This is a genomic window from Ideonella sp. P3_A4 (genome assembly GCF_056403075.1).
The window spans coordinates 1-26,903 of record NZ_JBFUGE010000003.1 but is presented as its reverse complement, the minus strand read 5'-3'; the positions used below and the strand labels follow the sequence as shown (position 1 = coordinate 26,903).

Genomic DNA, 26,903 nt, shown 5'->3' with positions numbered 1-26,903 from the left:
GGGCCGGGTGAAAGCAAATTTTGCGCTTCGCTCAGCTCGTAGCCGTCGCCTGCAGCCAGGCCAGGCCTTGCTCGGTGGCGTACTGGCGGGCGCCGGCACGGGTCTGGAACTGAGGCACGAAGCGGAAGATGCGGTCGTGGGTGGCACTGCCGCTGCCGCTGCGGATCGAGACCGAGGCGGCGTATTCGCCGTTGTCGGTGCGACTCGTCAGCGGCGAGAGCAGGTATTTGCCAATCGAGAGGGTTTTTTCGCGGGTGATCATCATGAGAAGGCGCCGCCAACTAAGCGCGCGCAGTGAAAGTGGGGTGCCGCCGGAAGGCGAGCGTCAAGGAGGTCGGGCGCACCGTCAATGGTGCGCGTCAACACGAGGGGAGGAAGGATCGACCGCGGCGAACAAAGCGCCGAGCGGGTCGAACAAGCATGACCGCCGGTGGGTGGCGATAGTCACGCCCAAGTCAAACCTGAATCCGGCTTTGCCAGCGGGGCGTGCGGTCAGGTGGTGCGCGCGTCGGTTGGAGCGAGGCGCCAGCGTAGTGTAGTCGATCGGCGCAGAGGGGTTCTGTCAAGCGCCTACCTGGCCTTGAAATTCAAAGGCTTAGCGCCTGAAACTCAACCCCCGTAGAGGCGCAGCCGGGCCGCAATCTCGTCGCCCACATGCTGCATGAAGACCCGCACGCGCGCGGTGTCGCGCAGGTCCGGGTGGGTCAGCATCCAGACCGGCACGGTCATTTCGGGGATCACCTCGGACACCGCGATCAGCTCGGGGTGGCTGGCCTCCATGAAGCACGGCAGCACGCCCACGCCGATGCCGGTGCGCAGCATCGCCGCCACCGCATTGAAGATGTCGACCCGCACCTTCACGCGCGCCTGCGCCAGGTACTGGCGCATCCAGCGGTCGTAGACACGGGTGCGCGCATCGCGCTCGAAAGCGATCCAGGGAGCGTCTTTCAACAGCTCGGCCAGTGGCGTCACCGCCTGCGGCAGGTCGGGCGCGTCGCGCAGCGCGTAGACGCGGCAGGGCGCGTCGCCGAGCGGCCGGCCGACCAGGTGCTCGGCCACCGTGCTGGACAGGCGCAGTGCCACATCGGCCTGGCGCTGCGACCAGCTGGTCGACGACTCGGGCGTGCGGCGGGCCAGGTCGACCAGGAAGGCGTTTTCCAGCACCTCGACCTCGATGCCGGGGTAGGCGCGGGCAAAGCTGGCCAGAGGCGCGGGCAGCAGGTGCTCCATCACGACGAAGGCAGTCGTCAACCGCAACTGGCCGGTCAGCTCGCGGTCGCGGCCCTGCACCCGGCGCTCGATCTCGTCGACCTGGTCGGCCATGCGCCGGGCCTGTTCCAGCAGCAGCGCGCCGGCCTCGGTGGGGTGGTAACCCTGGCGCTGGCGCTCGAACAAGCGTGCGCCCAGGCGGGCCTCCAGCGCATCGAGCCGGCGCAGCACCGTCGTGTGGTTGACGCCCAGTTGGCGGGCTGCAGCCGCCAGCGAGCCCCCTTGGCCGATGGCCAGCGCGTAGCGCAAATCGCTCCAGTCGAGATCGGCCATCGCGGCAGTGTCGCCGATGGCTGCAAATTCGCAAACTGCTATTGCGCACGACCACATTGCAGGCGAATGTGCGGCGGTCTACATTGGGCTGGCCCCCTGCTTCTGCGGGTAAACACCCAATCTATGAACGCCACGCCCCGTCCCCTGCACAGCCTGGATGCCTGGCCCGGCGAAAGCCCGCGGCCGCCGCTGCGGCTGCTGGAAGCGCCGCAGGCCCGCGCCGGCAGCGGCGCCGCCAGCACCGGCCGCCCGCTGACCACCGGTTGGCTGCAGCGCCTGCGCCGCGCGTTGGCACGCTGAGCGGCGTCGCCACGCGTTCAATCGCCCGGTCCTGTTCTACGGGGCCGACAGGCCGGCGAAATGTGCGTTGAAAAGCGCGTTGAAGTGCGCGCCGGTCGAGCCTTTGCCGCGATCAGCACCGACGCAGACGGTGGGTCGCTGCTGGATGACCTCTGGCTCAGCGTCGTTCGCCGCGGAACGTTTCCATCGGCAAGGTGACCGAGTAGTCACTCGGAGCCGCGCCACCGCGCCCTGATGGCTGGGCGGATCCCGCCGGCGTGGACGCCGCCACCGGCGCTGCGCCGATGCTGCCGGGACGGGTGGAGCTGCCCCCACCGCCGCCGGCCAGCGAGCCGGGCCCGGAGTGGGTCGAGCGCCGACCGTCCTGGCGTGCCCGCTCGATCTCGGTTTCCAGCGCCTTGATCTGCTCAGCGTGCGCTTTGTTGAGCCCGTCGACCTGCTCGACCAGCGTGTTCATCAGGTGAGACAGCTCACCGGCATGGGCCTGGCGCAATTCTTCGAGCTCACGTTCCTGGCGCAGGCGGTCGCTCTGGCGTTCCTGCTCACGCTCCTGCGCTTGGCGCGAGTTCGATTCGGCCAGCGATTTCTGCTGCGTGTTCAGACGCAGGTTTTCCGCCCGCAACCTTTCGAGCAGCCGCTGCTGCGGCGTCGAATCACGCCCGCCTTCGCCCGCGGCGTGGGCCGGCAGGGCCGACATCGGCCCATGGTCCTGCCCGCCAGAGTCGCGCACGGCCGCATGGCCCGGCCTGCGCCCACGCTGGCGCATGGCGCCGAGCACCACGCCCGCCGCCAACCCAATCACCACGGCCACAAGGGGCCAGATCCATCCCGCCATATCGTTCATCATATTGAGACTCCGTCGCCAAGATGTGCGAACTTGCACGTCCAGCGGTGGAAATTGACCAGTCCATTGTGAGGCCAATAAACAGCCGGCGCCATCCTCGTGATACAGGAGGTGGCGCCCAAGAAACGAAGGGCGCTCGGGAGCCGCTCCTAGAATCGCGGCCCATGCCTTCGTCCCCCTCGCCGGGCCCGCGCCCGCACCCGCTCGGCGTGTTGCACCGCCTGGTCGTCATCACGCTGCTGGGGTTTGCCTCGGGGTTGCCGCTGGCCTTGACCGGCCAGGCGATGCAGGCCTGGCTCAGCCTGGACGGACTGGACCTGAAGACGATCGGCTTTCTGAGCCTGGTCGGCCTGCCCTACACCTTCAAGTTCCTTTGGGCGCCGTTGATGGACCGCTTCGACCTGCCGGTCCTCGGCCGGCGGCGCGGCTGGCTGGTGCTGACGCAGCTGGCGCTGGCGGGCGCGCTGTGGCTGATGGCCGAGGTCTCGCCGCGCACTGAGCTGGCGCTGTTCGGGCTGGTGGCCGTGGCGGTGGCCTTCTTGTCGGCGTCGCAGGACGCCGTCTACGACGCCTACCGCAGCGACCTGCTGCCACCGCGCGAACGTGGCATGGGCGCGTCACTGAACACGATGGGCTACCGGATGGCGATGGTGGTCTCCGGCGGCGTCGCGATGATCTGGACCGATCCGCTGCAAGGCAATGGCTGGACCTGGCCGCAGGTCTACCAGCTGATGGCCGGCTTGATGGCCGGCGCTGCGGTGCTGAGCGCCTTCGCACTGCCGCGCCTGGCGATGCCACMGGTGGCGCCGACGCCGATGCGGCGCGACCTGCTGGGTTTTTTGGCGGTGGCGGTGGCCGTGGCCGCGGGTTATCTGCTGACCAACCGCCTGTTTGCCGTAGCCCACAGCGCCTTGGCAGGGCCGTTGACCGCGCATCCGGGCGCCCGCGGCTGGCTGGACCTGGGGCTGTTGCTGGTCGGCATCGGGATCACCTTGCCGCTGGCCGCGTGGGCGGCGCGCAAGGCCCGCTTCGAGACCCTGCTGTCGAGCCTGTCGAACTACTTCTCGCAACCGGGTGCCGCTGCGCTGCTGGTGCTGATCGTGCTCTACAAGCTCGGCGACGCGTTTGCCAGCTCGCTGATGACGCCGTTCCTGCTGCAGAGCATGGCCTACACCCCGGCTGAGGTCGGTGTCGTCAACAAGGTGCTCGGGCTGTGGCTGACGGTGTTGGGCGCGCTGCTGGGTGGCGCGCTGATGCTGCGCCTGGGGCTGTGGCGCGCGCTGCTGATCTTCGGTGTGCTGCAGATGCTGAGCAACCTCGGCTTCTGGTGGCTGGCGGTGAACGGGCAGGGCGCGCTGCCGGGTTTGACACTGCCGGCGTTCGACCTGGGCTTCGTCAAACTGGCGCAGCCCACGCCTGTCGACGGCGGGTTGCTGCTGGTGATCGCGCTCGAGAACCTCACTGGTGGCATGGGCACCGCGGCCTTCGTTGCGTTCCTGATGAGCCTGACCAACCAGCGCTTCTCGGCCACCCAGTACGCGCTGCTGTCGGCCTTTGCCTCGGTCGGTCGGGTCTGGGTCGGGCCATTGGCGGGTGTGCTGGCCAGCTCGATCGGTTGGCCGACCTTCTTCATCATCTCGACGGTCTTCGCGCTGCCGGCGCTGGTGATGCTGTGGGTGATGCGGGCCAGCGTGAAGGCGCTGGAGGTGGACCCGGCCACCGTCGGCGCCACGGACGACTGACGCCACCGCGTCGCCCGCGACGAGCGGGTTCAAGCCGATCGCGGAGGGCGCGGCAGCGGCTCACAATGGTCTGGTCCGTCTTTTCGAGCCGCCCATGCCGTACGACCTGCCGCTTGACTTGCCGCCGCTCGCCCTGCATGACACAGGCTGCGCTTGCTGGCGGCACCAGCGCCGGCGCGTCGGCGGGTGGCTGCTGGCGGGCACCGCGTTGCTGCCRGCGCTGAGCCAAGCCCAGGACGGCGTGCGTGCCGACGTCGGCCGCGAATCGCGCTTCACCCGCTTCATCTCGGCCGACCAGATCGAGCAATCGGCCACGCAGCAGTACGGCTACCTCAAGCGCGAGGCCAACGGCAAGGCGGTGCTGGCCGGTGATGACGAGCCGCAGCTGGTCCGGCTGCGTGCGATCGCGCAGCGCATCATCCCCTTCGCCTCGTCGTGGAACAGCCGCGCGGCGCAGTGGCGCTGGGAGGTCAACCTGTTCCACAAGAAAGACCTCAACGCCTTCTGCATGCCGGGCGGCAAGATCGCCTTCTACGACGGCCTGTTGCTACGGCTGCAGCTGAGCGACGACGAGGTCGCGATGATCATGGGCCACGAGATGGCCCACGCACTGCGCGAGCACGCCCGCGAGCGCGTGGGCAAGACGGTCGCCACGCGCGTCGGCGCCGGCCTGATCAGCTCGCTGTTCGGCCTGGGCGACCTGGGCGACGCCGCGCTGAACGTCGGCGCGCAGCTGCTGACCTTGCGTTTTTCCCGCGAGGACGAATCCGAGGCCGACCTGATCGGGCTCGACCTGGCATCACGTGCCGGCTACGACCCCAAGGCCGGCGTGACGCTGTGGCAGAAGATGATGAAAGCCGCCGAAAGCGCCCCACCCGAGTTCATCTCCACCCACCCAGCAGGCCCGACACGCGTGCGCGACATGGAAGCCGCGTTGCCGAAAGTGCAGCCGCTGTATGCCGCCGCCCCTCGGCCGCCCAAGGTCTACGGCCCTCCTCCCGCCACCACGCCGAATTGACGGCGCTCCGCAGGAGCCGCCGCCTTCAAGTGGCGTGCGCGGATCTGGCTTTGCCAGTCCGCTGCGCGAGCCCCCTTTGGGGGGCAGGCCCCGGAAGGGGCCGTGGGGGCCAACATTCACCAGCGCATGGGTAAGCGGCTCTTCAGCCGCAGTCCCTTGCCCTCGACGCTCACGTGGCCGCCGTCCTGCAGGTCTTTCATCAAGCGGCTGACCATCTCGCGCGAGCAGCCCAAGTAGTGGGCCATCTGCTGGTGGGTCAGCCGTTCGGCGATCCACAGGCTGCCGTCGGGCTGCGGCACGGCGCTGCCTTCCAGCAGCAGCTTGAGCCGGCCGTAGACATCGTTCAGGGCCAGCTGCTTGGCCGACACGGTGGCGGCGCGGGCGCRGCGGATGACCTTGGACAACAGCTCGAAAGCGAAGGTTGGCTCGTCGGCGATGTGGCGCTCGAGCGTCGCGCGGGTGACCACGGCGCAGACCGTGGCTTCGAGGGTTTCGACGCTGGCCGAGCGCGGCCCGCCGTCCAGGCTCATCTCGCCGATGAACTCGCCTTCGCCATAAGAGCCGTAGGTGATCTCGCGCCCGTTGTCGCCTTGGGCAAACGCGCGCAGCCGGCCTTGCAAGACGATGTAGAGCGTGTCGCCCTGGTCACCTTCCTGGATCAGCAGCATGCCCTTGCGATAACGCCGCACCTCGCCGCGCGCCGCCAGCGCGGCCACGCTGGGCGAGACCGCCGCCAGCCGGGCCAGCAACTCGTCAGCCCCGTCAGGGGAAGCGGAAGGCGACGCCATGGCCGCGATGCTAGCAAGCACCCTGAGGCGGCCGCGTCATCGATGACGCTATGCCGCCGAAATAGCGCGCTAGATGGCAGGCCGGCGTGGCCCGCACACCACGCGGGCCGACGCGCCCCGGGGGCCGCCCCGGGGCGCGCCGCCGCTCAGGCGGTCATCAGGCTCGCGCCAAAGCCCGAGCCGAGTGTCGGCACCTCGGYCTGGCGCCGCAGCGCACCGACCATCGGCGGCAGCACCGCCACCTGCTGCACCAGCTCGCGGATGCTGTCGGCGCCGGTCTTGGCGCGGATGTTGGCGATCTGCGTGCGCACGGTGGCGATCTTCACGCCATGCCGCTCGGCGATCTCGTTCGGGCAGCAGCCTTCGCACAGCGCGCTCAGCACCTGGGCCTCGCTTGGCGACAGCCGGTACTCGCGGGCGAAGCCCTGCACCGACAAACCGCCGCAGACCTCGCGCCGGCCCAGCACCAACAAGGTCGCCGGCACCGTCGGCGCCGCCGCGGCGTGATGACCCGGCGTGGCCAGCAGCGGCACGATCGCGATGCCGGCGCGCTGGGCGCCTTCACCGACCGTCATCAGCTTGCGCAGGCCGCGGCTGGCGGCCGCATGCAGCGCCTGGTGCAAGGGCGCCGCGTCCTTTTGCAGCCGGGTGCGCAGCTCGTGGCCCTGCAACTGCAGCGGGTGCAGCGGCGCGCCCAGGCTGGTACGAGCTGCATGGTTGGCATGCAGCACGCGACCGCCGTCACCCAGCAGCAGCAAGCCGTAGTCGATCTCGTCCAGCATCAAGGTCATCAGCCGGGTCAGCAGCGCAGCACCACCGCGCCGCYCGGGCCCGTGGTAACCCAATGCCTGGCCGAGGGCCGAGATGCTGGAGCCCAAGACGGCGGCGCTGGCCCGGGCGATGCCGTCTTCTTTGGCGAGAGCCGGGCGAACTGCTGCCAGGCCGGGAGCGGAAAGGGCCGGTGAAACGCAAAGTTCCATGGTCAACCTCCTTGCACACCGGAGTTCGTGACTTGGGGCCCGCGACCGCGGGGGCGACACGTGGTTCCAGTGAGGTCTGAAGCTTAGGCACGTGCCTTGCTCCTGTGCGGCCACTTTGAGTGTCACTGTTTGTGACAAATTCACCACCAACGTTGGGGGGTTAGCAGGCGCCCCCAGGGCCCAACTGGACGCCGCCAGCAGCGGCGGCGGCTCAGGTGCCGGCGACGAAGGGGTTGCTGCGGCGCTCGTGGCCGAAGCTGCTTTCCGGGCCGTGGCCGGGGATGAAGACAGTCTCGTCACCCATCGGCCACAGGCGCTGGGTGATGCTGGCAATCAAGGTCGCGTGGTCGCCGCCGGGGAAATCGGTGCGGCCGATCGAGCCGGCGAACAGCACGTCGCCGACGAAACAGCGCTGCGCCTCGGCACTGTGGAAGACGACATGGCCCGGCGTGTGGCCCGGGCAGTGGCGCACGGCCAGCGTGCTGCGACCCAGCGTCACGGTGTCGCCGTCGTCGAGCCAACGGGTCGGCGCGAAGGGCTCGGCGGCCGGGAAGCCGAACATCTTGCTTTGCTGCGGCAGCCCGTCGATCCAGAACTGGTCACCCGGGTGCGGGCCGATGATCGGCAGGCCCAGCTCGCGCGCCAGCGTGCCGGTGCCACCGGCGTGGTCGATGTGCGCATGGGTCAACCACAGCGCAACCAGCTTCAGCTGGCGTTCGGCCACCGCAGCCTTCAGCCGTTCGACCTCGCCGCCGGGGTCGATCAGCGCGGCCTCATGGGTCTGGTCGCACCAGACGAGCGAACAGTTTTGCTGGAAGGGGGTGACGGGGACGGTGTGGTAACGCAGCACGCCACGATGTTCGCATGGCGCTCGCCGACGCCCGGGCGGCTCAGAGCCTGAGAGTTTTTCGGGCGCGTCCGAGCAGGGCGCCAGGGCGCCCCCGGTTTAGGCGCAAAGCACAGTCATAGCTCGTGCTATGGCGAGCATTTGCAACAACAACCGGGGGGTGTTCTGGCGTGATGAGCGGGCGTGGCTGAAAGGCTCTCAGGCTCTTAGGCCTGGCGGACCGTGGCGCGGCCTTCGCGCTTGGCGGCGTACATCGCCTCGTCGGCGCGGGCGATCAGCTCTTCGGCGCTGGCTTCACCGGTGCCGAACTCGACCACCCCGATGCTGGCGCTGACGCCCGATTCACCACCCGGCACGGGCACCGGCGCGGCCAAGGCCTGCAACAGCTTTTGCGCCACCGCCTGCGCCGCGTCGTCCGGGCCGATCACCGGCAGCAGCACGATGAATTCGTCACCACCAACGCGCGACACGGTGTCGCTCGCCCGCACCGCGCCCTGCATGCGCTGCGCGGCGGCCAGCAGCACCGCGTCGCCCGTGGCATGCCCGTACAGGTCGTTGATCTGCTTGAAGCGGTCGAGGTCGATGAAGAGCAGGGCGCCGCGGCTGCCCGCGCGGTCGGTCGCGTTCAGCGCCATGCGCAGCCGGTCCAGCAGCAGCGCGCGCGTGGGCAGGCCGGTGAGGTGGTCGTGCATCGCGCGCTGGATCAGCTTCTGCTCGACGCGTTTGCGGTGGGCCGCGTACTGCAGCGCACGCCGCAGCAGGCCAGCATCGAAGCGGCCCTTGACCAGGTAGTCCTGCGCGCCGTTGACCACGGCAGACAGGCCGACCTCCTCGTCGTCGTTGCCCGACAGCACGATGATCGGCACCTGCTCGGTCTGGTCGCGCAACATCGCCAGGGCTTCGACGCCGGCGCAGTCAGGCAGGCCCAGGTCGAGCAACACCGCCGCACAGCCCGGCTCGCGGCTCAGGCGCTCACTGGCAGCGCGCACGGTCTGGTCCCAGCGCAGCTCGGGCAGGGTGCCCGGCGAAGCGTCTTCGAACATCGTGCGAACGAGCCGGGCGTCGCCCGGGTTGTCTTCGACCAGCAGAACGTAGGAAGCATCAGCCATCAGAACAACAAGGTGGCAGATTTACGGCGAAGCGGGTTCGGTCGGGGCGGCGAGGGTGAAGAAGAAACTGGTTCGCTGGCCGGGCTGGCTTTCGGCCCAGACGCGGCCACCGTGCCGCTCGACGATGCGCCGAACCGTCGCCAAGCCGACACCGGTGCCCTCGAAACCCTCGCTGGAGGCGAGTCGCTGGAATGGCTGGAACAGCTTGGCGCTGGCCCGCATGTCGAATCCTACGCCGTTGTCCTGCACCACGAACACGGTCTCGCGCCCGTCGGCCAGTGCCAGGCCGACATGCAGCCAGGGCTGGGCGCAACGGCCGGTGTACTTCCAGGCATTGCCGAGCAGGTTGGCCAGCACATCGCGCACCAGCGCCGGGTCACCCTCGGCCTGCAGGCCAGGGTCGATCACGACCTCGACCCGGCGCCCGGGCTCGGTCATCTGCAACTGCTCGATGACCGACCGGGCCTGCGCCGACAGGTCCAGCGCCACCCGCCGCGCCGGCGCATGGTCCAGTTGCGACAGCGACAGCAGGCCGCCCACCAGTTCGTCCATGTCCTGCGCGCTGCCCTTGAGGACTTGCAGATGCTGCTGCCCCGTGGGCGAGAGCTTGGCCCCCTCCTCGTGCGCCAGCAACGAGGCGTAGCCGACGACCGCGTTCAAGGGCGTGCGCAGGTCGTGCGCAATGGCGTGGTTGAACAGCGTCAACTCGGCGTTGGCGGCCTCCAGCTGCGCGGTGCGCTGGGCCACGCGCTCTTCGAGCCCGCGCGCCAGGCGGGCCAGGTCCTGCTCGGCCAGCATGCGGCCGGTGACGTCGCTGAGCATCACGACCAGGCCGTAGGCCTCGCTGCCGAAGGCGTGGACCGAGCCCGCGGCCATCAAGGCCCAGCGCGGGGCTCCGTCGTCGCGCCGGAACCTGACCTCCATCGTGCGCCGCTCGCCCATCGCGCACAGCGCCAGCAGCTTGATCGCCGCCTCGGCCTGGCTGGGGTCGACCAGCTCCTCGAAGCGCCGGCCCAGCAACTGGTCGGGCGGGCGCGAGATCATGCTCGCCATGCGGCTGTTGACGAAGCAGATGGTGCGGCGCTCGTCGAGCTGCAGGATGCCCTCTTCAGCGGTCTCGACGATGGTGCGGTACAGCGCCTCGCTTTCACGCAAGGCTTTCTCGACCCTTCGCCGCTCGACCGCGTGGCGCATGCTGCGGGCCAGTGCCACACCGTCGGCGTGCTGTTTGGCGAGATAGTCTTCGGCACCGGCGCGGACGGCGTCGAGCGCGAGTTCGTCATCGTCGTGCCCGCTCAGGATCACGACCGGCGTGCCGGGGGCGTGCGCATGGATCGAGAAGAAGGTCTCCAGGCCCTGGCTGTCGGGCAGCGACAAGTCGAGCAGGATCAGGTCGGCGGTCTGCGTGTTGAGCCAGCGCAGGCCGCTGTCCAGCGAATCGGCCTGGTGCAGGCGGCAGGCGTCGCCGAAACGGTCGCTCAGGTGTTCGCGCACCAGGCGTGCATCGCCCGGGTTGTCTTCGATCAGCAGCACGGAGGCGAGGCCTTGGCTCATGGTCATCAACCCGCGCGCGAGGGCAACAGCACGGCGCCACCCAGCCAATAGGCCTGGATGCGGTCGACCAGCTCGAGGTAGTCCTCGAAGTCAGCCGGCTTGACCATGTAGGCGTTGCCGTGGGCGCGGTAGGTGTCGAGCACGTCCTGGCGCGCCGACGACGAGGTCAGGACCACCACCGGGATGCTGCTCAGCCGGGGGTCGCGCTTGATCTCGCTGAGCACCTCTTTGCCGCCGATGCCGGGCAGGTTCAGGTCCAGCAGCACCAGGTCGGGCACCGGGGCTTTTTCGTGGCCACCGCTGCGGTGCAGGAAATCCAGCGCCGCGCTGCCATCGGTCACCCAGTGCAAGGCAACAGGTGCCTCGCACTCGGTCATGGCTTCTCGCACCAGGCGCATGTCGGCCGGGTTGTCTTCGACGAGCAGGATGTTCATGACCTGGTGTCGAGTGCACGGTGCATGTCCGGCACTTCTGCCTCCGCTGCAGCGATGGTAAAGAAAAAGGTCGAACCCTGGCCAACTATCGACTCGACGCCGATGCGCCCGCCGTGGCGTTCGACCACCTTCTTGCAGATGGCCAGCCCGATGCCGGTGCCGGGGATCTCGGCCCGGTGCAGGCGCTGGAAGATCGTGAAGATCTGCTCGTGGAAGCGCGGCTCGATGCCGATGCCGTTGTCGGTCACGTCGATGCGCCACGCGCCATCGGCTTCACGCCGGGCCGACAGGTGCACGRCCAGCGGCACGCCCGGCCGGCGGAACTTGATCGCGTTGTCGATGAGGTTCTGCAACAGCTGCAGCAGTTGCGCGCGGTCGCCCAGCACCCAGGGCAAGGCCTCGCTGCTGAGTTCGGCCTGGCTGTCCTGCAGAGCGGTGGCCAGCAGGCGGCGGGCCTCGTCGAGCACCTCCTGCAGCGGCACCGGGCTCAGCGGCCCGGCACTGCTGTCGAGCCGGGCCAGGCTCAGCAGGTCCGACACCAGCGCCTGGGCCCGCTTGGCACCTTCGCCGATGAGCTGGACGAACTCCTGCCCTTCGGGGCTCAGCTGGGCCTGGTGGCGGCGCGACAACAGCTGGCTGTAGCTGGCCACGGTGCGCAGCGGCTCCTTCAGGTCGTGCGAGGCGACGTAGGCGAACTGCGCCAGCTCGGCATTCGAACGCTGCAAGGCTTCGGTCTTGGCCTTCAGCTCGGTGTCGGCCGCCACCCGCTGGCTGATGTCGCGGATGATGCCGCTGTAGAAGCGCCCGCCGGCGCTGTCCCACCCGGCCAGCGACAGCTCGATCGGGAACTCGTGCCCGTCGGCGCGCAGGCCCGTCAGCTGCACCGTCTGGCCCCATGCAGGCGTGGGGCCGCCGGCCTGCACCCGCGCCAGGCCGGCGCGGTACTCCGCGCGAAAACGCTCGGGCATCAGGCGGATCAGGCTCTTGCCCAGAATCTCGGCCTCCGTGTGGCCGAAGATGGCCGCCGCGGCGCGGTTCCACGAGCGCACCCGGCCATCGGCATCGGCAATCACGATCGCCTCGCTGGCTGATTCGGCCAATGAGCGGAACTGGGCCTGCGAATCGCGCACCGCGGCGTTCATGTCCTCGGCCAGCAGCAGTGCACGCTCACGCGTCAGGGTCAGCGCCCGCACCAGGGCAAACAGCAGCAGGCTCAGGCCCACGCCGGCGATCAGCACGATCTGGGCCTTCTGCAGATCGATCTGGGCTTCGAACTGCGGCAGCCCTTGCACCAGCAGCGTCCACTCCTGGCCGGACAGCGACAGTGTGCTGCCGCTGCGAAAGACGGTGCTGCCCGTCGGCTGGCCCGCGGCGCTGTCAAACATCAGCCGTTCTGGGTCGCTGGTCGAGCGGCCGCCGTACAGCCGCACCGCCACGCCTTCCAGCTCGGCCACTGGGCCCAGGGCGCCGCGCATCAGGTTGTCCAGCCGCAAGGCGATGCAGACGAAGCCGCGCAGTTGGGCACGACGGCGCTCCACCGTGTCGACCGCCTGGCCGCGCTGGAAGACCGGCAAGCACATCAGCGCGCCGACCTGGACGTCGACGCCGTTTTCCTGCACCAGCGCGACCTTGCCGGACAGCGTCGGCTCATCGGTGTCGCGCGCCCGCTCCAACGCGGCGCGGCGCACCGCTTCGCTGAAGATGTCGAAGCCGACGGCGCGCCGGTTGCGTTCATCGAACGGTTCGATGTAGGCCACCGGGCTGTGGCCGGCGCGCTCACCCGGCGGGTGCACCACATAGTCCGCCAGACCCTCCGCCCGCACCGCTTGCTGATGGGCGACGAGTTCGTCCGGCCGCAGCCACGGCGCAAAGCTGACCCCCTGGATGCCCGGATAGTGGCGCGCCAGCTCCAGCTGCTGCACATAGGCTCGCCACTGATCGCGCCGGACCTCGTTCGCGGCGGCGAACAGACCGGCCGCGCCGCGCAAGACCTGTTCGTTGGCGACCATCCGGGTGGCCACACGGTCGCGGATGTCGGCGGCGACGAAGCCGAAGCGCTCGTGCGCCCGTCGTTCGGTGTCCGAGGCCATCAGGTGCCAGCCGACCACCGCCACGCCCAGGCAACCCAGCAGCACGGCCCAGGGCACCGCCAGGTCGCGCGTGACCGCTCCCTGGCGCCCCAATTGCTGCCGTTCGCGCCGGTCGGCGGCCAGCACCAGGCCGGTCACGGCGGCCAGACCGACAAAGGTCTGCAGCACGATCAGCGCATCGTTCAGGTGGCCGTGAGAGAACGGGCCCAGCCCGCGCGTGGTGCCCCAGACCGCCAGGCTGGCCGTCAGCAAGGTGGCCGCGGCCACGCCGAGCGGGCCGTGGCGGTAGGCCGCCCAGGCGATGCAAGGCATGAACAGCCAGACCATCCGGCGATCGGCGGTCGGGGCGCTGGCCGGGAAAGCGAACACCAGCGTACCCAGCACGGCCACCACGCTAAGCCAGCCCAAGGCCGGCAGCATCGCTTTCAGCGACCAGCCCGGGGTGGTGCTGCGGCCCAAGGCGATGACCAACGGGGCGACGACCAGGATGCCGGTGGTGTCGCCTGTCCACCAGGTCCACGCGACGGTGGCGGTGGCAGCTGAGGGGATGACGCCGCCGACAAGCAAGGTGGCGGTGCCGATCGCCGCGCTGGTGACGCTGGCCAGCGCGGCGACGATGATGAACTTGGCCACATCCGCCAGGCGTTCGAACGGACTGGGCTTGCCGACCCATTTGCGCAGCAGCGTGGCCCCAAGCCACGCTTCGAGTGAATTGCCAACGGTGATCGCCAGCGAGGCGCCCAGCACAACTGGCCACGCGGCGCCGTTGGCGGCGAAGACCACAGCATTGGCGGCGAAGGCGCCCACGGCCACACCGGGCAGCAGGCGCCGGCCGCCCCAGACCAGCGCCGCCAGCGCGATGCCCGACGGCGGCCACACCGGTGACGCGTTGCTGCCTTCGAAGGCCAGCAGCAGCCCCAGGCGCCCAGCGGCGTAATAGACCAAAGCCAGCCCCAGCACCGACAGCCACCAGCTGCGACGCCGCGAAAGCGTCATGGCGCAGACTCCAGCGTCAGGTCGCCACTGCCGCTCACCTCATCTGCCACGGCGCTCAGCGTGAACCAGAAGGTCGACCCGCGACCCGGCGCGGCGTCGACCCCGATCTGCCCACCGTGGCGCTCGACCACCTTCTTGCAGATCGCCAGGCCGATGCCGGTGCCGGGGTACTCGTCGCGCAGATGCAGGCGCTGGAACATCGCGAACACCCGCTGGTGGAACTTGGGCTCGATGCCGATGCCGTTGTCGGCCACGCTGATGCGCCAGCGCCCGTCGGGCTCGCGTCGCGCGCCCACATGCACCCGCGGCGGCTCGATGCTGCGGAACTTCAGCGCGTTGGCCAGCAGGTTCTGCATCAGCTGGCCGAGCTGGCGCTTGTCGGCCCAGACGGTGGGCAGCGCGTCGTCATGCGTGACCTGCGCCTGGCTGTCCTGGATCAACAGACGCAGACCCCACAGCACCTCGTCGAGCACCGTCTGCAGCGGCACCGCGGCCATCGGCTTGCCCTGGCTGTTGACCCGAGCCAGGCTGAGCAGATCGCCGATCAGGGCCTGGGCGCGCTTGCCGCCATCCTCGACGAAAGCCATGAACTCGCGCGCCTCGGTCGGCAACTGCTCACCGTGGCGCCGCAGGATCAGCTGGGTGTAGCTGGTGACCATGCGCAGCGGCTCTTGCAGGTCGTGCGAGGCGACGTAGGCAAACTGCTCCAGCTCGGCGTTCGAGCGCGCCAGCTCCTGGCTGCGGGCGGCCAGTTCGGCGTCGAGCTGGCGGCGGGCAGTGATGTCCTCGACGGTGCCGATGTAGCCGATGACCCGATGGCCTTCGCGCAAGGCCACGCCGTGCGCGCGCACCCACACCTCATGACCGTCAGGGCGCAAGTAGCGGTGTTCGGAGGCGATCACGCCGTGGCCGTCGCGCGCCTGGCGAAAGGTCTCTTCCACCTGGGCCCGGTGCTCCGGGTGGATGCTGCGGGCCCAGCCGTCGCCCAGGCTTTGCTCCAGGCTCATGCCGGCGATCTTCAACCAGGCCGGGTTGACATACAGACAGCGCCCCGCTGCATCGGCGTGGAACATGCCCAGGGGCGACGATTCCATCACCGCGCGCAGCTGACGCTCGCTCTGGCGCAGCGCGGTCAGGTCGTTGCCCAGCACATAGATTCCGACCGTGCGGCCTTGCGCGTCGAGCTGCGGGATGTAGTTCATGTGCATCGACCAGCTGCGCCCGCGCCGCAGCACGTCGGCGTCGAATTCGACCGCCTCGCCGGCGAAGGCGCGCGCCAGATGCGGCGCGAACAAGGCCAGGCTGTCGGCGTCCTCGAGGGCGTCGGGACGCTGGCCGACGATCTTCGCCAGCGGCAGCTGATGCCAGGCTTCGTAGGCCTTGTTGACCATCGCGTAGCGACCGTCGGCCCCGATGTAGCCGATCAGCGCCGGCATGTTGTCGGTCACCAGCCGCAAATGGCGTTCCGAGGCGCGCAGCGCATCGGTCTGTTCGGCCAGCGCACCGGCCATCGAGTCGACCGCCCGCGCGGTGTCGCCGAGTTCGTCCACCGCCTCGACATGGCAGCGAGCCGACAGGTCACCGGCGCGGATGGCGGTCACCGCCGTTTCGATCTGGGCCAGTGGCCGCAACACGCGCCGCCACACCATCAGGCCCAGGGCCACCAGCAGCACCAGCAGCAGGCCGGGGGTGACCAGCACCAGCAGGTGGAAGCGGCGCTGGTCATCGGCCAGCCGCAGGGCGACGCCATGGCCCCAGCGGTGGTCGCTCTCGATCACCTCCTGCGTCTCGGTCAGCAGGCGCTCGACCAGCAGCTCGTGGCGTCGCTGCTCCAGGGCCGAGGGCGGCGCCAGCGACTGCTGGACCAGCTTCTCGAACAAGGGCGGCAGGTTGTCGATGTTGCGCCGCAGCTCCAGCAGCGCCGGCGACGCCGGGGACGAACGTTCGATCGCGCGGTCGACGGTGGCCACCAGTTGCTGGTGGCGCAAGCGCCATTGCGCAGCGGCCCGCTCGCCAGCGTAGGTCGCGAACTCGTTGGTCAATGTCAGCAGGCTGCCCACGTCGCGGGCGACGTCCTGCGCGTCGACCTGTTGCTGCAAGCCCTCCTGGTTGACGCGGATGGCCTGCAGCAATCCCAGCAGCAGTGCGCCGGTCATCACCACCGCGATCAGCGCCGAGACGGTCAGCTGGTGGCGAATGCGCATGGCGTCAGGGCAGCGGCAAGCTGACCGCCTGCGGCGCCACCTTTCGCAGCGGCGCGGAATCGATCGCCCCCAGCAGCGTGCCGACCCGTTGCCCGGGCTCGACCAGGTGCTCGCGGATGGCCCAGCGGGCCTGGCTGTCCATCGTGCTCAGCAGCGCCGGCGTCAGGCTGAGCCGGAATTCGTGCTCCCCCAGCGTGGCCTTGACCTGGCCCAGGTCCAATTGCAGCCGGCTGGCCAGGATCTCGGCCGCTTCGGCCGGGCGCTCGGCGATCAGTTGCTCGGCGCGCAACAGCGCTCGCAGCAGTCGCTGCACATCGGTCTCGCGCACGGCCAGCAAGGCGCGAGCGGCCGCCAGCACGAAATGCTGGTTGTAGACGCGAGGCGCCGGCAGCGGCGCCAGGTCGCGCCCGAGTTGCGCCTGCGCCTGCGCCGCCACAGGCTCCCAGATCGCCACCGCGTCGACACGGCGCGCCGCCAGCGCGTCGACGAGCTGGTCGACCCCGAGCGGGACGACGCGAACATCGGCCACGTCGATCTCGTGGTACAGCAGCCAGCTGTCGAGGAAGAACTGGGCCGAGGTGCGGGCCACGGTGCCGATCCGCTTGCCGCGCAGGTCGGCCGGCACGGCAATACCCGCGCTCTGGCGCGCGACCAGCCTGATCTGCTGCGCCGAGCTGCTCAAGGTCGCCACGATGGTCGCGTTGGACGACTTCAGGCTGTCGAGCGCGATGATCAACTCGGCCGCCGTCGCCAGGTCGGCCTGTCCTTCTTCGAGCTGCGCGAAACACTGCCGGCCGCTGTGGCATTCGATCAGCCGCACGCCCACACCCTCGGCACTGAAGTAGCCCTTGGCATCGGCCACATACAAGGGCAGCGACACCGGGCCACGCGACACCGCGAGCCGCAGATCTGCGCCGACCGCGGCGTCGAGCAAGGCCAAGCCGGCCAGCCAGCCCACGGCCAGCTGGCGCAGCCGCCGACCCCAGCGGGGGCGCAAGCGCTGTCCGCTCATCGAAGAATCGACGCGTTGTCCGGCAGCGCCTTGCGCAGCGGGCCGGGGTCGACAAAACGCAGGTAGTTGGGCACCCGCTGGCCGGCCGGCACATGGCCCTCGCGCAGCGCCCAGCGGGCCTCGGCTTCGAGCGTGGTGATCAGCGACTGATCCAGCCCGAGGCGGTAGTCCAGGTCCTTCCAGACCCAGTCGACGAAGGCCTGGTCCAGCCCCAGGCGCTGCTTCAGCTCCGCCTGCGCGTCGCGCGGCCGCTCGGCAATGAAGCGCTGGGCCCGCGCCAGTGCGCGCAGCACACGCACCACGTCTTCGGTGCGTTCGGCCAGCACGCGCCGGCTGGCCACCAGGTTGAACGACTCGGTGTAGATGCGCGGGCTGGGCAGCACGATCGCATCGGCGCCCACCGCGCGCACCGCCAGCCAGCCATCGGGTTCCCACACCGCCAGCGCGTCGACGTCACGCTTTTCCAATGCCGCGGCCATCTGCTCCGGCGCCAGGCCGATGATCTTGACGCCCTGCGGGTCGACATCGTTGAAGAGCAGGAAGGCGTCGAGAAAGTAGTGTGCGCTGGTGCCCTTGACGGTGCCCACGCGTTTGCCGCTCAGCTGCGCAGCGGCCGATATGCCGGCGCTGCGGCGCGCGATCAACTTCAAGTCGTTCGAGGCGGTGACGAAGGTCGCGACGACCGCGTAGTCGTCGCGCGTGAAGCTGTTGAACATCACCGGCAGGTCGGAGCTGGTGGCCAGCTCGGCGGCGCCTTCGAACATCTGGCGCAGGCAACGCTGGCCGCTGATGCATTCGGTGGTGCGAACTGTCACGCCTTCGGCCGCGAAGAAGCCTTGCGACTCGGCCACGCGGATCGGCAGCGACAGCGAGGTGCGGGCGGTGGCCAACACCAGCTCGGCTGTGCGCGCCGTGAGCGAACCGCCGGCCAGTGCCACACCGGCCAGCAGCGCCGCCGCGAACCGCCGGGCTCGAACCCCACCTGTCGCGCGGCCGAAGTGCATGGCATTCCCTGTGTGCATGGCTCGGTGCAGTGCCACCGTGCTTCGCTGCACGGTGCCGACGGGGCCGCTGCCGGCCCGATCGCCCAGGCCATCTTCGGCCCCGATCGGCAGGCTGTCCAGTCCGCTGCGCGGTCTTGTTGGCAATGCGCTGCGGCTATGCTGGCCGGCTTTGTCATCCATCAAAACATCAACATGAAACGCTGGCAGGCCGACGGGCTTCTCCTGGCCGTGGCCGCCATCTGGGGCTTGGCCTTCGTGCCGCAGTCCTGGGGCATGGACAGCATGCAGCCGATGGGCTTCACCGGGCTGCGCTTTGCCCTGGGCGCGCTGGTGGTCGCGCCGCTGGCTTGGCGCGAGCGGGGCCGCGCGGCGCCGCCACAACCCGCGGGTGGTCCGCCGCGCTGGCTGCTGTTGCTGGGCCTGGGCACGCTGATCTTCCTCGGCGCGGCACTGCAGCAGGTCGGCATGCTGACGACCAGCGTCACCAACGCCAGCTTCCTGACCGCGCTGTATGTACCGGCGGTGCCTTTGCTGGCCTGGGCCCTGTTTGGYCACCGGCCGCATTGGGTCGCCTGGCCGGCAGCGCTGGGCTGTGTGGTGGGCACCTGGCTGCTGACCGGGGGCCAGGCCGTGCACATGGTGGTCGGCGACTGGTGGGTCATCGCGAGCGTCTTGCCATGGGCGCTGCACGTGGTACTGGTCGGCTGGGCCGCTGGGCGGCTCGGCGCGCCTTACACGGTGGCCTGCGTGCAGTTCGCGGTCTGCAGCGTGCTCAGCCTGGTGGCGGCCGCAGCGCTGGAGAGCATGAGCTGGGACGGGGTTCGCGCCGCCGCCGGCGCGATCGCCTACACCGGGCTGATCTCGGTCGGCATCGGCTACACCGCGCAGGTGGTGGCCCAACGCCACACCCATGCGGCGGACGCAGCGCTGGTGCTGTCGAGCGAAGCGGTGTTCGCCGCGATCTTCGGTGCGCTGCTGGTCGGCGATCGGCTGAGCCCCAGCGGCTGGGCCGGCTGCGCGGTGATCCTGAGCTGCATCCTGCTGGCGCAGCTGCCGCTGTTGGCGGCAACGGTGCTCAAACGCTGATCGTTAGATGCGGTAGGCCATTCCGCATCGTTGCGGGTGTCGTGGAGGCTGCAGCCCGTATCAGGTCTTTCGAAAGATGCCGAGCTTGCCGAGGATGAAGATCAGCAGCACCGCGCCGCCGAATGCAATCACGAAGCTGAGCAGGCCGCCGACCGGCCCGATGCCCAGCAGCCCGGCGATCCACGAGCCCAGCAGCGAGCCGACCACGCCCACCAGCACGTTGGCGATCAAGCCCATCTGGGCGTTCGTCTTCATGACGATGCTGGCCAGCCAGCCGACGACGCCGCCAATGATCAACGTGACGATCCAGCCCATGTCCGTACCCCTCGATAGGTGTGTGTGGTGTTGACCCGCCCTGCGGGCCGGCTCAGTCCAGCAGCTCTTTGGGCACGTTGCCGCCGTTGGCCGCGATCTGTGCCAACACGTTCTTGTGCAGCCACATGTTCATCTTGGCCGAATCGCCCATCAGGTCATCCGGGCAGCGCAATTCGACGGCCAGCTCCTTGCGCGCCGCGAAGCTGCTGTCGATGTCCAGGAGCTTGAGCAGATCGACGATCGAGGTGCGCCAATTCAGCTTCTGGGGGTTCGCGGCCGCGCGCTTCTCGAGCTGGGCCACGACGTCGACCAGGGCGATCGGGTTGACCACCGGGGCCGAGGCAACGACGCTCGGGCTGGCCGGTGCGGCTGCCGGTGGTGGGGCAGCGTGGTCGGCAGCCGCCGCCTCACCGCCGATGCCGAGCTTCTCGAGTATCTTGCTGAAGAATCCCATGCCCCGCTCCTGATGAGGGTGCCAAGACGGCGCAGCAAGACGGGATGGCAGGCCGCGCAGCCTTCGACCACCGGCGCATGGTACGGACAAGCGGGAACGGGGTCGAGCAGCGCAGTCGGGCGCAGGGAGATGTCAGCCCGACCCTCGGGCCGCGCTCAAAGGCTGAAGTCGTAGTCGATCGTCAGCGGCGCGTGGTCTGAAAAGCGCGGCTCGAGGTGGATCTGCTCGCGGTGGGCGTGCGCGGCGAGCGCCGGCGTGGCCAGGTGGTAGTCCAGCCGCCAGCCGACGTTCTTGGCCCAGGCCTGGCCGCGGTTGCTCCACCAGGTGTACTGCTCGGGCTTGTCGTTCAGGCGCCGGAACACGTCGACCAGGCCGGCCTCTTCGAGCAGCCGCGTCATCCACGCCCGCTCTTCGGGCAGGAAGCCGGAGTTCTTCTGGTTGCCCTTCCAGTTCTTCAGGTCGATCTCCTTGTGGGCGATGTTGACATCGCCGACCAGGATGAATTCGCGCTGGCCCTTCAGCGACATCAGATGCGGGTAGATCACCTCGAGAAAGCGGTATTTCGCCAACTGCCGCTCTTCACCCGACGAGCCGCTGGGAAAGTAACAGCTGATGATGCTCAGCTTGCGGCCGGGCTTGTCGAAGCGGACTTCCACATAACGGCCTTCGTCGTCGAACTGACGCTCGCCCAGGCCGGTGATCACCTCGCTGGGCTCATGGCGGGTGTACAGGCCGACGCCCGAATAACCCTTCTTCTGGGCATAGTGGAAGTGGCCGCTCATGCCCGCCACCTGTTCGAAGCGGCCGGCCACGTCCGGCGCCTGGGCCTTGACCTCCTGCACCCCCATACAATCGGCTTGACTTTGCTCAGCCCACTGGACAAATCCTTTGTTGGCGGCCGAACGAATGCCGTTCAGGTTGAGCGTGACCAGGCGAAAACCCATGGGTGTTGTCCTCGATGTCGAACATGGCCTCCACTGACCCGCTGGCGCAGGCATTCGTGAAGTTCTCGGTGGAAGCCGGGGTGCTGCGCTTCGGCGACTTCAAGACCAAAGCTGGTCGACAGTCGCCTTACTTCTTCAACACCGGTCTGTTCGACGACGGTGCCAAGCTCGCGCGCTTGGGCGAATTCTATGCACGCCGGCTGATCGCCTCGGGCCTCGAGTTCGATATGCTGTTCGGCCCGGCCTACAAGGGCATCACGCTGGCCGCAGCKGTCGCGATCGGGCTGGCGAAAGAGGGCAAGAGCGTGCCCTACGCCTACAACCGCAAGGAAGCCAAGGACCACGGAGAGGGTGGCACCTTGGTCGGCGCGCCGGTCAAGGGCCGGGTGCTGATCATCGATGACGTGATCACCGACGGCGCCTCCAAGCGCGAGGCCGCCGACATGATCCGCGCCGCCGGCGCGACGCCAGTCGGGGTGGCCATCACGATGGACCGGCAAGAACGCGCGAGCGACAACTCGGCGGACAACCGATCGGGTGTTCAATACGTTGAGCAGGACCTGGGACTTCGGGTCCTGTCCATTGCCACCCTCGCCGACCTGATGCAGTTCCTGGCTGAAACCGACGACCCCGTGCTGAAGGCGAACACCGGCCGCGTCGAGGCCTACCGCCAGCGCTACGGGGTGTGAGCCGCACCATGCGCAACACCTGGGCCGGTCTGCTGGTGGTGTTGACCGCAGCGGCGGGGGCTGCAACGCCGCCGCCCAAACCGTCCAAGCCCAACGACGCGCCGGCGACGTCGATCTACACCTGCATCGACGCGCAAGGCCACCGGCTCAGTTCGGACCGGCCGATTCCCGAGTGCGTCGCGCAGGAACAGCGCATGCTCAACCGCGACGGCAGCCCCAAAGGGGTGTTGCCGCCGGCGCAAAGCCCGGAGGAAAAAGCCCGGACCGAGAAGGTGCGGCGTGACGCCGAACAGGCGCGCGTGGCGCGCGAAGCCGAGGCCCGGCGCGACCGCGCGCTGCTGACGCGCTACCCCGACCTGCTCCGGCATGACGCAGCGCGCACCCGGGCGCAGGAACCGGTGGACAAGCAGATCGAGACCGCACAGCGCCGCCTGGCCGAATTGGAAGAGGAAAGACAGGTTCTGCAGAGCGAACGAGAGGCCGTTGGCAAGAAGGTTTTGCCGCAGGCGCTGCGCGCCCGCATCGCCGCCAACGAAGGCGCGATCGAAGCCCAGGACATCATCCTGCGCGACCAGGAAGCCGAACGCGAGCGCCTGACCAAACAATTCGACGCCGAGCTGGTGCGGCTGCGCGCCCTGTGGGCCGGCGCTGCGCCCGGCGGCATGGGGCCGATCCCAACGCCGTCATCGGCACCGGCCAGCCGCAACCCCTCGTCCCCTTGATTCCCCACTTTCCGGAAGCGCCCGATGACTGCCATGCCGACCCAGCCTTTCACCCGCCACCCCGCCCGCCTGTGGCTGCTCGCCGGCGTGATGGCCTTGGGCGGCACGGCGGCGATCGCCGGCCCGGCCGACTACCAATGTGATGGCGGCACCACGCTGAGGGGCGACTTCTCGCCCCGCGGCGCGCAGGTGCGCTACGAAGGTGAGAACTGGACGCTGCAGCGCGTGCGCGACTCGCGCGAGGCCCGCTACACGTCGCCCAAGGCCGGCGTCACGATCACGATGGTCAAACGCGACGCGGTGCTGGAACGCAAGGGCCAGGACAAGCTGTCGTGCAAGCTGGTCGTGCAGGCACTGCGGCCCGAGGCCCTGGGCCTGGCGCCGCCGGCCAGCGCCAGCACGCCGTCGCGCTGAGATCGCCCGGCAGCAGCGGCGCTCGGTCACGCGCAGGCCCGCTTCGTTCCGCCACGCGCCGGCCTCGTCACAGGCGCTGACACGGTGTCATCGGCCGGCGTTAAGCTGCGGCCATGCGACTGCCCTTGATGTCCCCCCGGTCGACTTTGTCTACCCGGCCATTCAGCAGGTCGACCCTGCTGAGTGCCGCCTGCTGCGGCGTGTTCGCCTTGCTGGTCACGGCCTGCGGCGGCGGGGGTGGCGACGGGGGCGGCAGCGATGTCGAGCTGGCCTATGACGACCCGGTGAGCTACAGCGGCGCCGCTGGCGCCTCGCTGAGCAGTGCCACCGAAGCTGCGGCGGTCACACCGCACACGCTGAAGCTCGGCGGCAGCACGCTGGCCTACACCGCGACCGCCGGCCATTTGACGGCCCGCGCGCTGGTCGGCGATTCGGCCCTGGCCAGCATGTTCTACGTCGCCTACACCAAGGACGGCGCCGACCCGGCCACGCGGCCGGTGACCTTTTTCTACAACGGCGGCCCGGGCTCGGCCAGCGTCTGGCTGCACCTGGGCTCGTTCGGCCCGAAGCGGCTGGTGACCGGCGCACCCAGCACCACGCCGACCAAGCCCTTTGCACTGGTTGACAACGCCGAGTCGCTGCTCGACCAGTCGGACCTGGTGTTCATCGACGCGGTCGGCACCGGCCTGTCCGAAGCGATCAGCCCGTACATGAACCGCAGCTTCTGGGGCGTGGACGCCGACGCGGACCTGTTCCGCGACAGCATCCGGCGCTGGCTGGCGTTGAACGGCCGTGCGGCCTCGCCGTTGTTCCTGTTCGGCGAAAGCTACGGCACGCTGCGCAGCGCCGTGCTGGCCGAGAGGCTCGAATCGGCGGGCGTGCCGCTGGCCGGCGTGATGCTGCAGTCGTCGATCCTCGACTACAACAGCAACTGTGCGATCTTCGCGCCCGACACCGCCGACTGCACCGGCTACCTGCCCAGCTACTCGGCCGTGGGCGCCTGGTTCGAACTGACGAACCCGGTGCCTGCCGACCTCGGCGCCTTCCTTGGCGAGATGCGCAGCTTCGCTGAGCTGAGCTACCACCCGGTGGTCGAGGACTACCTGGCCGGCACGGGTACACCGAGCAACGAGCTGTACAACCAGCTGGTCGACAACACCGGCGCGGGCTTGAGCCTGTGGCAAAGCGAGTTCAGCCTCGGGCCCGACCGCTTCCAGCGCCAGCTGATCGCAGGCCAGCTGACCGGCCGCTACGACGCGCGCATGGCGGTGCCGATCGGCAGTCCGCTGGCCGCCGAAGGCGACCCCTCATCGACAGTCATCAGCAGCGAGTTCGGCGACGCCATCCGCGCCTATCTGCCCAATGTGCTGGGCTACGGGACGAAGACGCGCTATGCCACCGTCGTCAACGCGATCGACTACTGGGACTTCTCGCACGACGGCAACTTCGTGCCCGACGGCATCCCCGATCTGGCCGCAGCGATGACGCTGAACCCGTCGCTGCAGGTGCTGTCGCTGGCCGGCGTGGACGACCTGGCGACACCGTTCTACCAGACCGAGCGCGACCTGCAGCGGCTGCCTGCGCTGGCGCCGCGTTTCACGGTGCGCACCTATGTCGGCGGCCACATGACCTACCTCGACGACGACTCGCGGCGGGTCGAGAAGGCCGACCTCGCGGCGTTCTACCAAGGCGCGCTGGCAGCGGCCCGCGCATCGAACCAGGGGGTGGCGAAATGAAGCATTTGCAACGCCGAGCCCTTGCCGCAGCAGCGGCCCTGCTGGCCACGTTCTGCGCCAATGCCGCCACGCCAGTGCTGCGAGACCCCGCGCTGCCCGAAGCGCTGCGCCACACCCGGCCCGCGCCAGCCAGCGAGGGCGCGGCGCTGCAGGCGCAAGTCGATGCCAAGCTGCGTGGCCGCTTCGAGGCGGCCGACACCTCGGGCCAAGGCCACATCAGCCGCGCCCAGGCCGAGGCCGCGGGGCTGGGCTTTGTCGCGCGCCATTTCGACGCGATCGACAGCAGTGGCCACGGCAGCGTCAGCTGGGCTCAGGTGCAGGCTTATCTCGCTCTGCGGGCCGCCGCGAGATAACGCAGGCACCTGCAACGCAGAGCGGCCACCCGCTTGGCGGATGGCGTGCCGTTCAACCGTCAGGTCAGACGTGCCTTCAGCAGCTCACCGGCTTGCGCCGGGTTGGCCTTGCCCTTGCTGGCCTTCATCACCTGGCCGACCAGCGCATTGAAGGCTTTGTCCTTGCCGGCCTTGTATTCCTCGACCGATTTGGCGTTGGCAGCGATCACGTCGTCGACGATCTTTTCCAGCGCGCCGCTGTCGTTCATCTGCTTCAAGCCCTTGGCCTCGATGACTGCGTCGACGTCCGTGCCTTCACCGGTCCACAGGACTTCGAAGACCTGCTTGGCCGCGTTGTTCGAGACCGTGCCGTCCTGGATGCGCGCAATCAGCGCGGCCAAAGTTGCCGGCGCCACCGGCACGTCCGCAATCTCTCGGTCTTCGGTGTTCAGCCGCTTGCTGACCTCGCCCATCAGCCAGTTCGCGACCAGCTTCGGCGCCTTGCTCGCATCGCGGGCCGCTTCGTAGTAGCGGGCGAACGCCAAGCTCTGCGCCATCATCGACGCGTCGTACTCGGCCAGGCCGTCGGCGGTGACGAAGCGCTCGGCCATCGCACCGGGCAACTCGGGCATCGCAGCCTTGACCTCGGCGATCCACTCAGGCGCGATCACCAGCGGCGGCAGGTCGGGATCGGGGAAGTAGCGGTAGTCGTGCGCGTCTTCCTTGGTCCGCATCGAGCGCGTCGCGCCGCGGCCGCCGTTGGCGTCCGGGTTGAACAGCACGGTGGCTTGCTGGACGGCGCGGCCGTCCTCGATCTCGTCGATCTGCCACTGCACCTCGGCGTCGATCGCCATCTGCAGGAAGCGGAAGCTGTTCAGGTTCTTGATCTCGCGCCGCGTGCCATAGGGCGCGCCGGGCTTGCGCACCGAGACGTTGGCGTCGCAGCGGAATGAGCCTTCCTGCATGTTGCCGTCGCAGATGCCGAGCCACACCACCAGCGTGTGCAAGGTCTTGGCATAGGCCACGGCTTCGGCGGCCGAGCGCATGTCGGGCTCGGTGACGATCTCCAGCAGCGGCGTGCCGGCGCGGTTCAGGTCGATGCCCGAGCAGCCTGGCGTCTCCAGCCCCTCGTGCATCGACTTGCCGGCGTCTTCTTCAAGGTGGGCACGGGTCAGGTGCACCGTCTTGGCCTGGTCGCCGACGAAGTAGTGCACCCTGCCGCCTTGCACCACCGGCGTCTCGTACTGGCTGATCTGGTAGCCCTTGGGCAGGTCAGGGTAGAAGTAGTTCTTGCGGGCAAAGATCGACAGCGGCGCGACCTTCGCACCCACCGCCAGGCCGAAGCGGATCGCCCGCTCCACCGCGCCGCGGTTGATCACCGGCAGCGTGCCAGGCAGCGCCAGGTCGACCGGGCAGGCCTGGGTGTTCGGCTCGGCGCCGAACTGGGTCGACGCACCGGAGAAGATCTTCGACGCGGTCGACAGCTGGGCGTGGGTTTCGAGGCCGATCACGACCTCGTAACCACGGATGAGTTGCGGGATGCTGCTCATGGTTGGCGGGTGTGGAAGTCAGTGGCTTGCTGGAAGGCGTGCGCCGCGTGCAGCAGCTGGCCTTCGGCGAAGTAGTTGCCGAGCAGCTGCAGGCCCACCGGCATGCCGCCTTCGCCGAAGCCCGCCGGCACGCTCATGCCGGGCAGGCCGGCCAAGCTGCCGGGCAGCGTGAAGATGTCGGCCAGGTAGGCCTGGAT

Annotated in this window: 27 protein-coding genes; 9 read left to right on the top strand and 18 right to left on the bottom strand. The window is 69.1% G+C overall.

The window, feature by feature from the left end:
* Positions 1-31 precede the first annotated feature (31 nt).
* Complete coding sequence (locus AC1DYI_RS00990) at positions 32-265, bottom strand: hypothetical protein (RefSeq protein ID WP_477202208.1); 234 nt, start codon at positions 263-265, stop codon at positions 32-34.
* A gap of 344 nt (positions 266-609) precedes the next feature.
* Positions 610-1,542: a LysR family transcriptional regulator gene (locus tag AC1DYI_RS00985; protein ID WP_477202207.1), complete on the bottom strand. Its 933-nt coding sequence runs from the start codon at positions 1,540-1,542 to the stop codon at positions 610-612.
* A 123-nt stretch (positions 1,543-1,665) separates the two neighbouring features.
* Here AC1DYI_RS00985 and AC1DYI_RS00980 point away from each other — a divergent pair, with 123 nt between their 5' ends.
* A complete protein-coding gene (locus tag AC1DYI_RS00980) occupies positions 1,666-1,842 on the top strand; it encodes a hypothetical protein (RefSeq protein ID WP_477202206.1) in 177 nt (58 codons plus the stop codon).
* A gap of 157 nt (positions 1,843-1,999) precedes the next feature.
* Here AC1DYI_RS00980 and AC1DYI_RS00975 read toward each other — a convergent pair whose 3' ends face one another.
* Positions 2,000-2,689, bottom strand: a complete 690-nt coding sequence (locus AC1DYI_RS00975) for a hypothetical protein (protein ID WP_477202205.1) — start codon at positions 2,687-2,689, stop codon at positions 2,000-2,002.
* A 161-nt stretch (positions 2,690-2,850) separates the two neighbouring features.
* Between AC1DYI_RS00975 and AC1DYI_RS00970 the strand changes: the two genes are divergently transcribed.
* Positions 2,851-4,428: an AmpG family muropeptide MFS transporter gene (locus AC1DYI_RS00970; RefSeq protein ID WP_477202204.1), complete on the top strand. Its 1,578-nt coding sequence runs from the start codon at positions 2,851-2,853 to the stop codon at positions 4,426-4,428.
* A 94-nt stretch (positions 4,429-4,522) separates the two neighbouring features.
* Positions 4,523-5,446: a M48 family metallopeptidase gene (locus tag AC1DYI_RS00965; protein WP_477202203.1), complete on the top strand. Its 924-nt coding sequence runs from the start codon at positions 4,523-4,525 to the stop codon at positions 5,444-5,446.
* A 116-nt stretch (positions 5,447-5,562) separates the two neighbouring features.
* Here AC1DYI_RS00965 and AC1DYI_RS00960 read toward each other — a convergent pair whose 3' ends face one another.
* From AC1DYI_RS00960 to AC1DYI_RS00915, 10 genes are all read right to left on the bottom strand, one after another.
* Positions 5,563-6,234, bottom strand: coding sequence for a Crp/Fnr family transcriptional regulator (locus AC1DYI_RS00960; protein WP_477202202.1), 672 nt, complete (start codon positions 6,232-6,234; stop codon positions 5,563-5,565).
* A 146-nt stretch (positions 6,235-6,380) separates the two neighbouring features.
* Complete coding sequence (locus AC1DYI_RS00955) at positions 6,381-7,214, bottom strand: helix-turn-helix transcriptional regulator (RefSeq protein WP_477202201.1); 834 nt, start codon at positions 7,212-7,214, stop codon at positions 6,381-6,383.
* A 211-nt stretch (positions 7,215-7,425) separates the two neighbouring features.
* Complete coding sequence (locus AC1DYI_RS00950; protein ID WP_477202200.1) at positions 7,426-8,064, bottom strand: MBL fold metallo-hydrolase; 639 nt, start codon at positions 8,062-8,064, stop codon at positions 7,426-7,428.
* Between the two features lie 203 nt (positions 8,065-8,267).
* Positions 8,268-9,170, bottom strand: a complete 903-nt coding sequence (locus tag AC1DYI_RS00945; protein ID WP_477202199.1) for a diguanylate cyclase domain-containing protein — start codon at positions 9,168-9,170, stop codon at positions 8,268-8,270.
* 21 nt (positions 9,171-9,191) lie between these two features.
* Positions 9,192-10,724: a sensor histidine kinase gene (locus AC1DYI_RS00940; protein WP_477202198.1), complete on the bottom strand. Its 1,533-nt coding sequence runs from the start codon at positions 10,722-10,724 to the stop codon at positions 9,192-9,194.
* Between the two features lie 5 nt (positions 10,725-10,729).
* Complete coding sequence (locus tag AC1DYI_RS00935; RefSeq protein ID WP_477202197.1) at positions 10,730-11,158, bottom strand: response regulator; 429 nt, start codon at positions 11,156-11,158, stop codon at positions 10,730-10,732.
* Positions 11,155-14,244 carry a CHASE domain-containing protein gene (locus AC1DYI_RS00930; RefSeq protein ID WP_477202196.1) on the bottom strand — a complete coding sequence of 1,030 codons (3,090 nt, stop codon included), beginning with the start codon at positions 14,242-14,244 and terminating at the stop codon, positions 11,155-11,157. The genes AC1DYI_RS00935 and AC1DYI_RS00930 overlap by 4 nt, the downstream gene beginning before the upstream one ends.
* Positions 14,241-16,448: a PAS domain S-box protein gene (locus AC1DYI_RS00925; protein WP_477202195.1), complete on the bottom strand. Its 2,208-nt coding sequence runs from the start codon at positions 16,446-16,448 to the stop codon at positions 14,241-14,243. Before AC1DYI_RS00925 ends, AC1DYI_RS00930 begins: the two co-directional genes overlap by 4 nt.
* A gap of 4 nt (positions 16,449-16,452) precedes the next feature.
* Positions 16,453-17,460 (bottom strand): ABC transporter substrate-binding protein, encoded by a 1,008-nt coding sequence (locus AC1DYI_RS00920; RefSeq protein ID WP_477202194.1) that lies wholly within the window; start codon positions 17,458-17,460, stop codon positions 16,453-16,455.
* Positions 17,457-18,644, bottom strand: coding sequence for an ABC transporter substrate-binding protein (locus AC1DYI_RS00915; protein WP_477202193.1), 1,188 nt, complete (start codon positions 18,642-18,644; stop codon positions 17,457-17,459). Before AC1DYI_RS00915 ends, AC1DYI_RS00920 begins: the two co-directional genes overlap by 4 nt.
* A gap of 12 nt (positions 18,645-18,656) precedes the next feature.
* Between AC1DYI_RS00915 and AC1DYI_RS00910 the strand changes: the two genes are divergently transcribed.
* The gene (locus tag AC1DYI_RS00910) at positions 18,657-19,550 is read left to right on the top strand and encodes a DMT family transporter (RefSeq protein WP_477202192.1); all 894 of its coding nucleotides are present in this window, start codon (positions 18,657-18,659) and stop codon (positions 19,548-19,550) included.
* Positions 19,551-19,610: 60 nt separating this feature from the next.
* Here the strand turns inward: AC1DYI_RS00910 and AC1DYI_RS00905 are convergent, their stop codons facing one another.
* The 3 genes from AC1DYI_RS00905 to AC1DYI_RS00895 all read right to left on the bottom strand — a co-directional run bounded on the left by AC1DYI_RS00905 (position 19,611) and on the right by AC1DYI_RS00895 (position 21,263).
* Positions 19,611-19,865: a GlsB/YeaQ/YmgE family stress response membrane protein gene (locus AC1DYI_RS00905; protein ID WP_477202191.1), complete on the bottom strand. Its 255-nt coding sequence runs from the start codon at positions 19,863-19,865 to the stop codon at positions 19,611-19,613.
* 52 nt (positions 19,866-19,917) lie between these two features.
* Positions 19,918-20,319 (bottom strand): DUF3597 domain-containing protein, encoded by a 402-nt coding sequence (locus AC1DYI_RS00900; protein ID WP_477202190.1) that lies wholly within the window; start codon positions 20,317-20,319, stop codon positions 19,918-19,920.
* 155 nt (positions 20,320-20,474) lie between these two features.
* Positions 20,475-21,263, bottom strand: coding sequence for an exodeoxyribonuclease III (locus AC1DYI_RS00895; RefSeq protein WP_477202189.1), 789 nt, complete (start codon positions 21,261-21,263; stop codon positions 20,475-20,477).
* Between the two features lie 23 nt (positions 21,264-21,286).
* Here AC1DYI_RS00895 and pyrE point away from each other — a divergent pair, with 23 nt between their 5' ends.
* The 5 genes from pyrE to AC1DYI_RS00870 all read left to right on the top strand — a co-directional run bounded on the left by pyrE (position 21,287) and on the right by AC1DYI_RS00870 (position 25,177).
* Positions 21,287-21,952, top strand: coding sequence for an orotate phosphoribosyltransferase (gene pyrE, locus AC1DYI_RS00890; RefSeq protein WP_477202188.1), 666 nt, complete (start codon positions 21,287-21,289; stop codon positions 21,950-21,952).
* 8 nt (positions 21,953-21,960) lie between these two features.
* Positions 21,961-22,674 carry a hypothetical protein gene (locus AC1DYI_RS00885; protein WP_477202187.1) on the top strand — a complete coding sequence of 238 codons (714 nt, stop codon included), beginning with the start codon at positions 21,961-21,963 and terminating at the stop codon, positions 22,672-22,674.
* Between the two features lie 33 nt (positions 22,675-22,707).
* A complete protein-coding gene (locus AC1DYI_RS00880; protein ID WP_477202186.1) occupies positions 22,708-23,088 on the top strand; it encodes an MliC family protein in 381 nt (126 codons plus the stop codon).
* A 128-nt stretch (positions 23,089-23,216) separates the two neighbouring features.
* Complete coding sequence (locus AC1DYI_RS00875; RefSeq protein WP_477202185.1) at positions 23,217-24,824, top strand: S10 family peptidase; 1,608 nt, start codon at positions 23,217-23,219, stop codon at positions 24,822-24,824.
* Positions 24,821-25,177: an EF-hand domain-containing protein gene (locus AC1DYI_RS00870; RefSeq protein ID WP_477202184.1), complete on the top strand. Its 357-nt coding sequence runs from the start codon at positions 24,821-24,823 to the stop codon at positions 25,175-25,177. Before AC1DYI_RS00875 ends, AC1DYI_RS00870 begins: the two co-directional genes overlap by 4 nt.
* A gap of 59 nt (positions 25,178-25,236) precedes the next feature.
* On the opposite strand, the gene gatB is transcribed toward AC1DYI_RS00870, so the two are convergent.
* Complete coding sequence (gatB, locus tag AC1DYI_RS00865; protein WP_477202183.1) at positions 25,237-26,706, bottom strand: Asp-tRNA(Asn)/Glu-tRNA(Gln) amidotransferase subunit GatB; 1,470 nt, start codon at positions 26,704-26,706, stop codon at positions 25,237-25,239.
* On the bottom strand, positions 26,703-26,903 hold a 201-nt coding region (locus AC1DYI_RS00860; RefSeq protein ID WP_477202182.1), incomplete at its 5' end, for an amidase family protein. The genes gatB and AC1DYI_RS00860, both read right to left, overlap by 4 nt.

What these genes read in the sequence shown, in the direction of transcription:
- AC1DYI_RS00935 (WP_477202197.1), bottom strand. Translation starts at nt 11,158, where the DNA reads ATGAACATCCTGCTCGTCGAAGACAACCCGGCCGACATGCGCCTGGTG.
- AC1DYI_RS00880 (WP_477202186.1), top strand. Translation starts at nt 22,708, where the DNA reads ATGCCGACCCAGCCTTTCACCCGCCACCCCGCCCGCCTGTGGCTGCTC.
- AC1DYI_RS00875 (WP_477202185.1), top strand. Translation starts at nt 23,217, where the DNA reads ATGTCCCCCCGGTCGACTTTGTCTACCCGGCCATTCAGCAGGTCGACC.
- AC1DYI_RS00895 (WP_477202189.1), bottom strand. Translation starts at nt 21,263, where the DNA reads ATGGGTTTTCGCCTGGTCACGCTCAACCTGAACGGCATTCGTTCGGCC.
- AC1DYI_RS00975 (WP_477202205.1), bottom strand. Translation starts at nt 2,689, where the DNA reads ATGATGAACGATATGGCGGGATGGATCTGGCCCCTTGTGGCCGTGGTG.
- AC1DYI_RS00925 (WP_477202195.1), bottom strand. Translation starts at nt 16,448, where the DNA reads ATGCGCATTCGCCACCAGCTGACCGTCTCGGCGCTGATCGCGGTGGTG.
- AC1DYI_RS00915 (WP_477202193.1), bottom strand. Translation starts at nt 18,644, where the DNA reads ATGGATGACAAAGCCGGCCAGCATAGCCGCAGCGCATTGCCAACAAGA.
- AC1DYI_RS00885 (WP_477202187.1), top strand. Translation starts at nt 21,961, where the DNA reads ATGCGCAACACCTGGGCCGGTCTGCTGGTGGTGTTGACCGCAGCGGCG.
- AC1DYI_RS00990 (WP_477202208.1), bottom strand. Translation starts at nt 265, where the DNA reads ATGATGATCACCCGCGAAAAAACCCTCTCGATTGGCAAATACCTGCTC.
- AC1DYI_RS00985 (WP_477202207.1), bottom strand. Translation starts at nt 1,542, where the DNA reads ATGGCCGATCTCGACTGGAGCGATTTGCGCTACGCGCTGGCCATCGGC.
- AC1DYI_RS00940 (WP_477202198.1), bottom strand. Translation starts at nt 10,724, where the DNA reads ATGAGCCAAGGCCTCGCCTCCGTGCTGCTGATCGAAGACAACCCGGGC.
- AC1DYI_RS00980 (WP_477202206.1), top strand. Translation starts at nt 1,666, where the DNA reads ATGAACGCCACGCCCCGTCCCCTGCACAGCCTGGATGCCTGGCCCGGC.
- AC1DYI_RS00905 (WP_477202191.1), bottom strand. Translation starts at nt 19,865, where the DNA reads ATGGGCTGGATCGTCACGTTGATCATTGGCGGCGTCGTCGGCTGGCTG.
- AC1DYI_RS00920 (WP_477202194.1), bottom strand. Translation starts at nt 17,460, where the DNA reads ATGAGCGGACAGCGCTTGCGCCCCCGCTGGGGTCGGCGGCTGCGCCAG.
- AC1DYI_RS00945 (WP_477202199.1), bottom strand. Translation starts at nt 9,170, where the DNA reads ATGGCTGATGCTTCCTACGTTCTGCTGGTCGAAGACAACCCGGGCGAC.
- AC1DYI_RS00900 (WP_477202190.1), bottom strand. Translation starts at nt 20,319, where the DNA reads ATGGGATTCTTCAGCAAGATACTCGAGAAGCTCGGCATCGGCGGTGAG.
- AC1DYI_RS00870 (WP_477202184.1), top strand. Translation starts at nt 24,821, where the DNA reads ATGAAGCATTTGCAACGCCGAGCCCTTGCCGCAGCAGCGGCCCTGCTG.
- gatB (WP_477202183.1), bottom strand. Translation starts at nt 26,706, where the DNA reads ATGAGCAGCATCCCGCAACTCATCCGTGGTTACGAGGTCGTGATCGGC.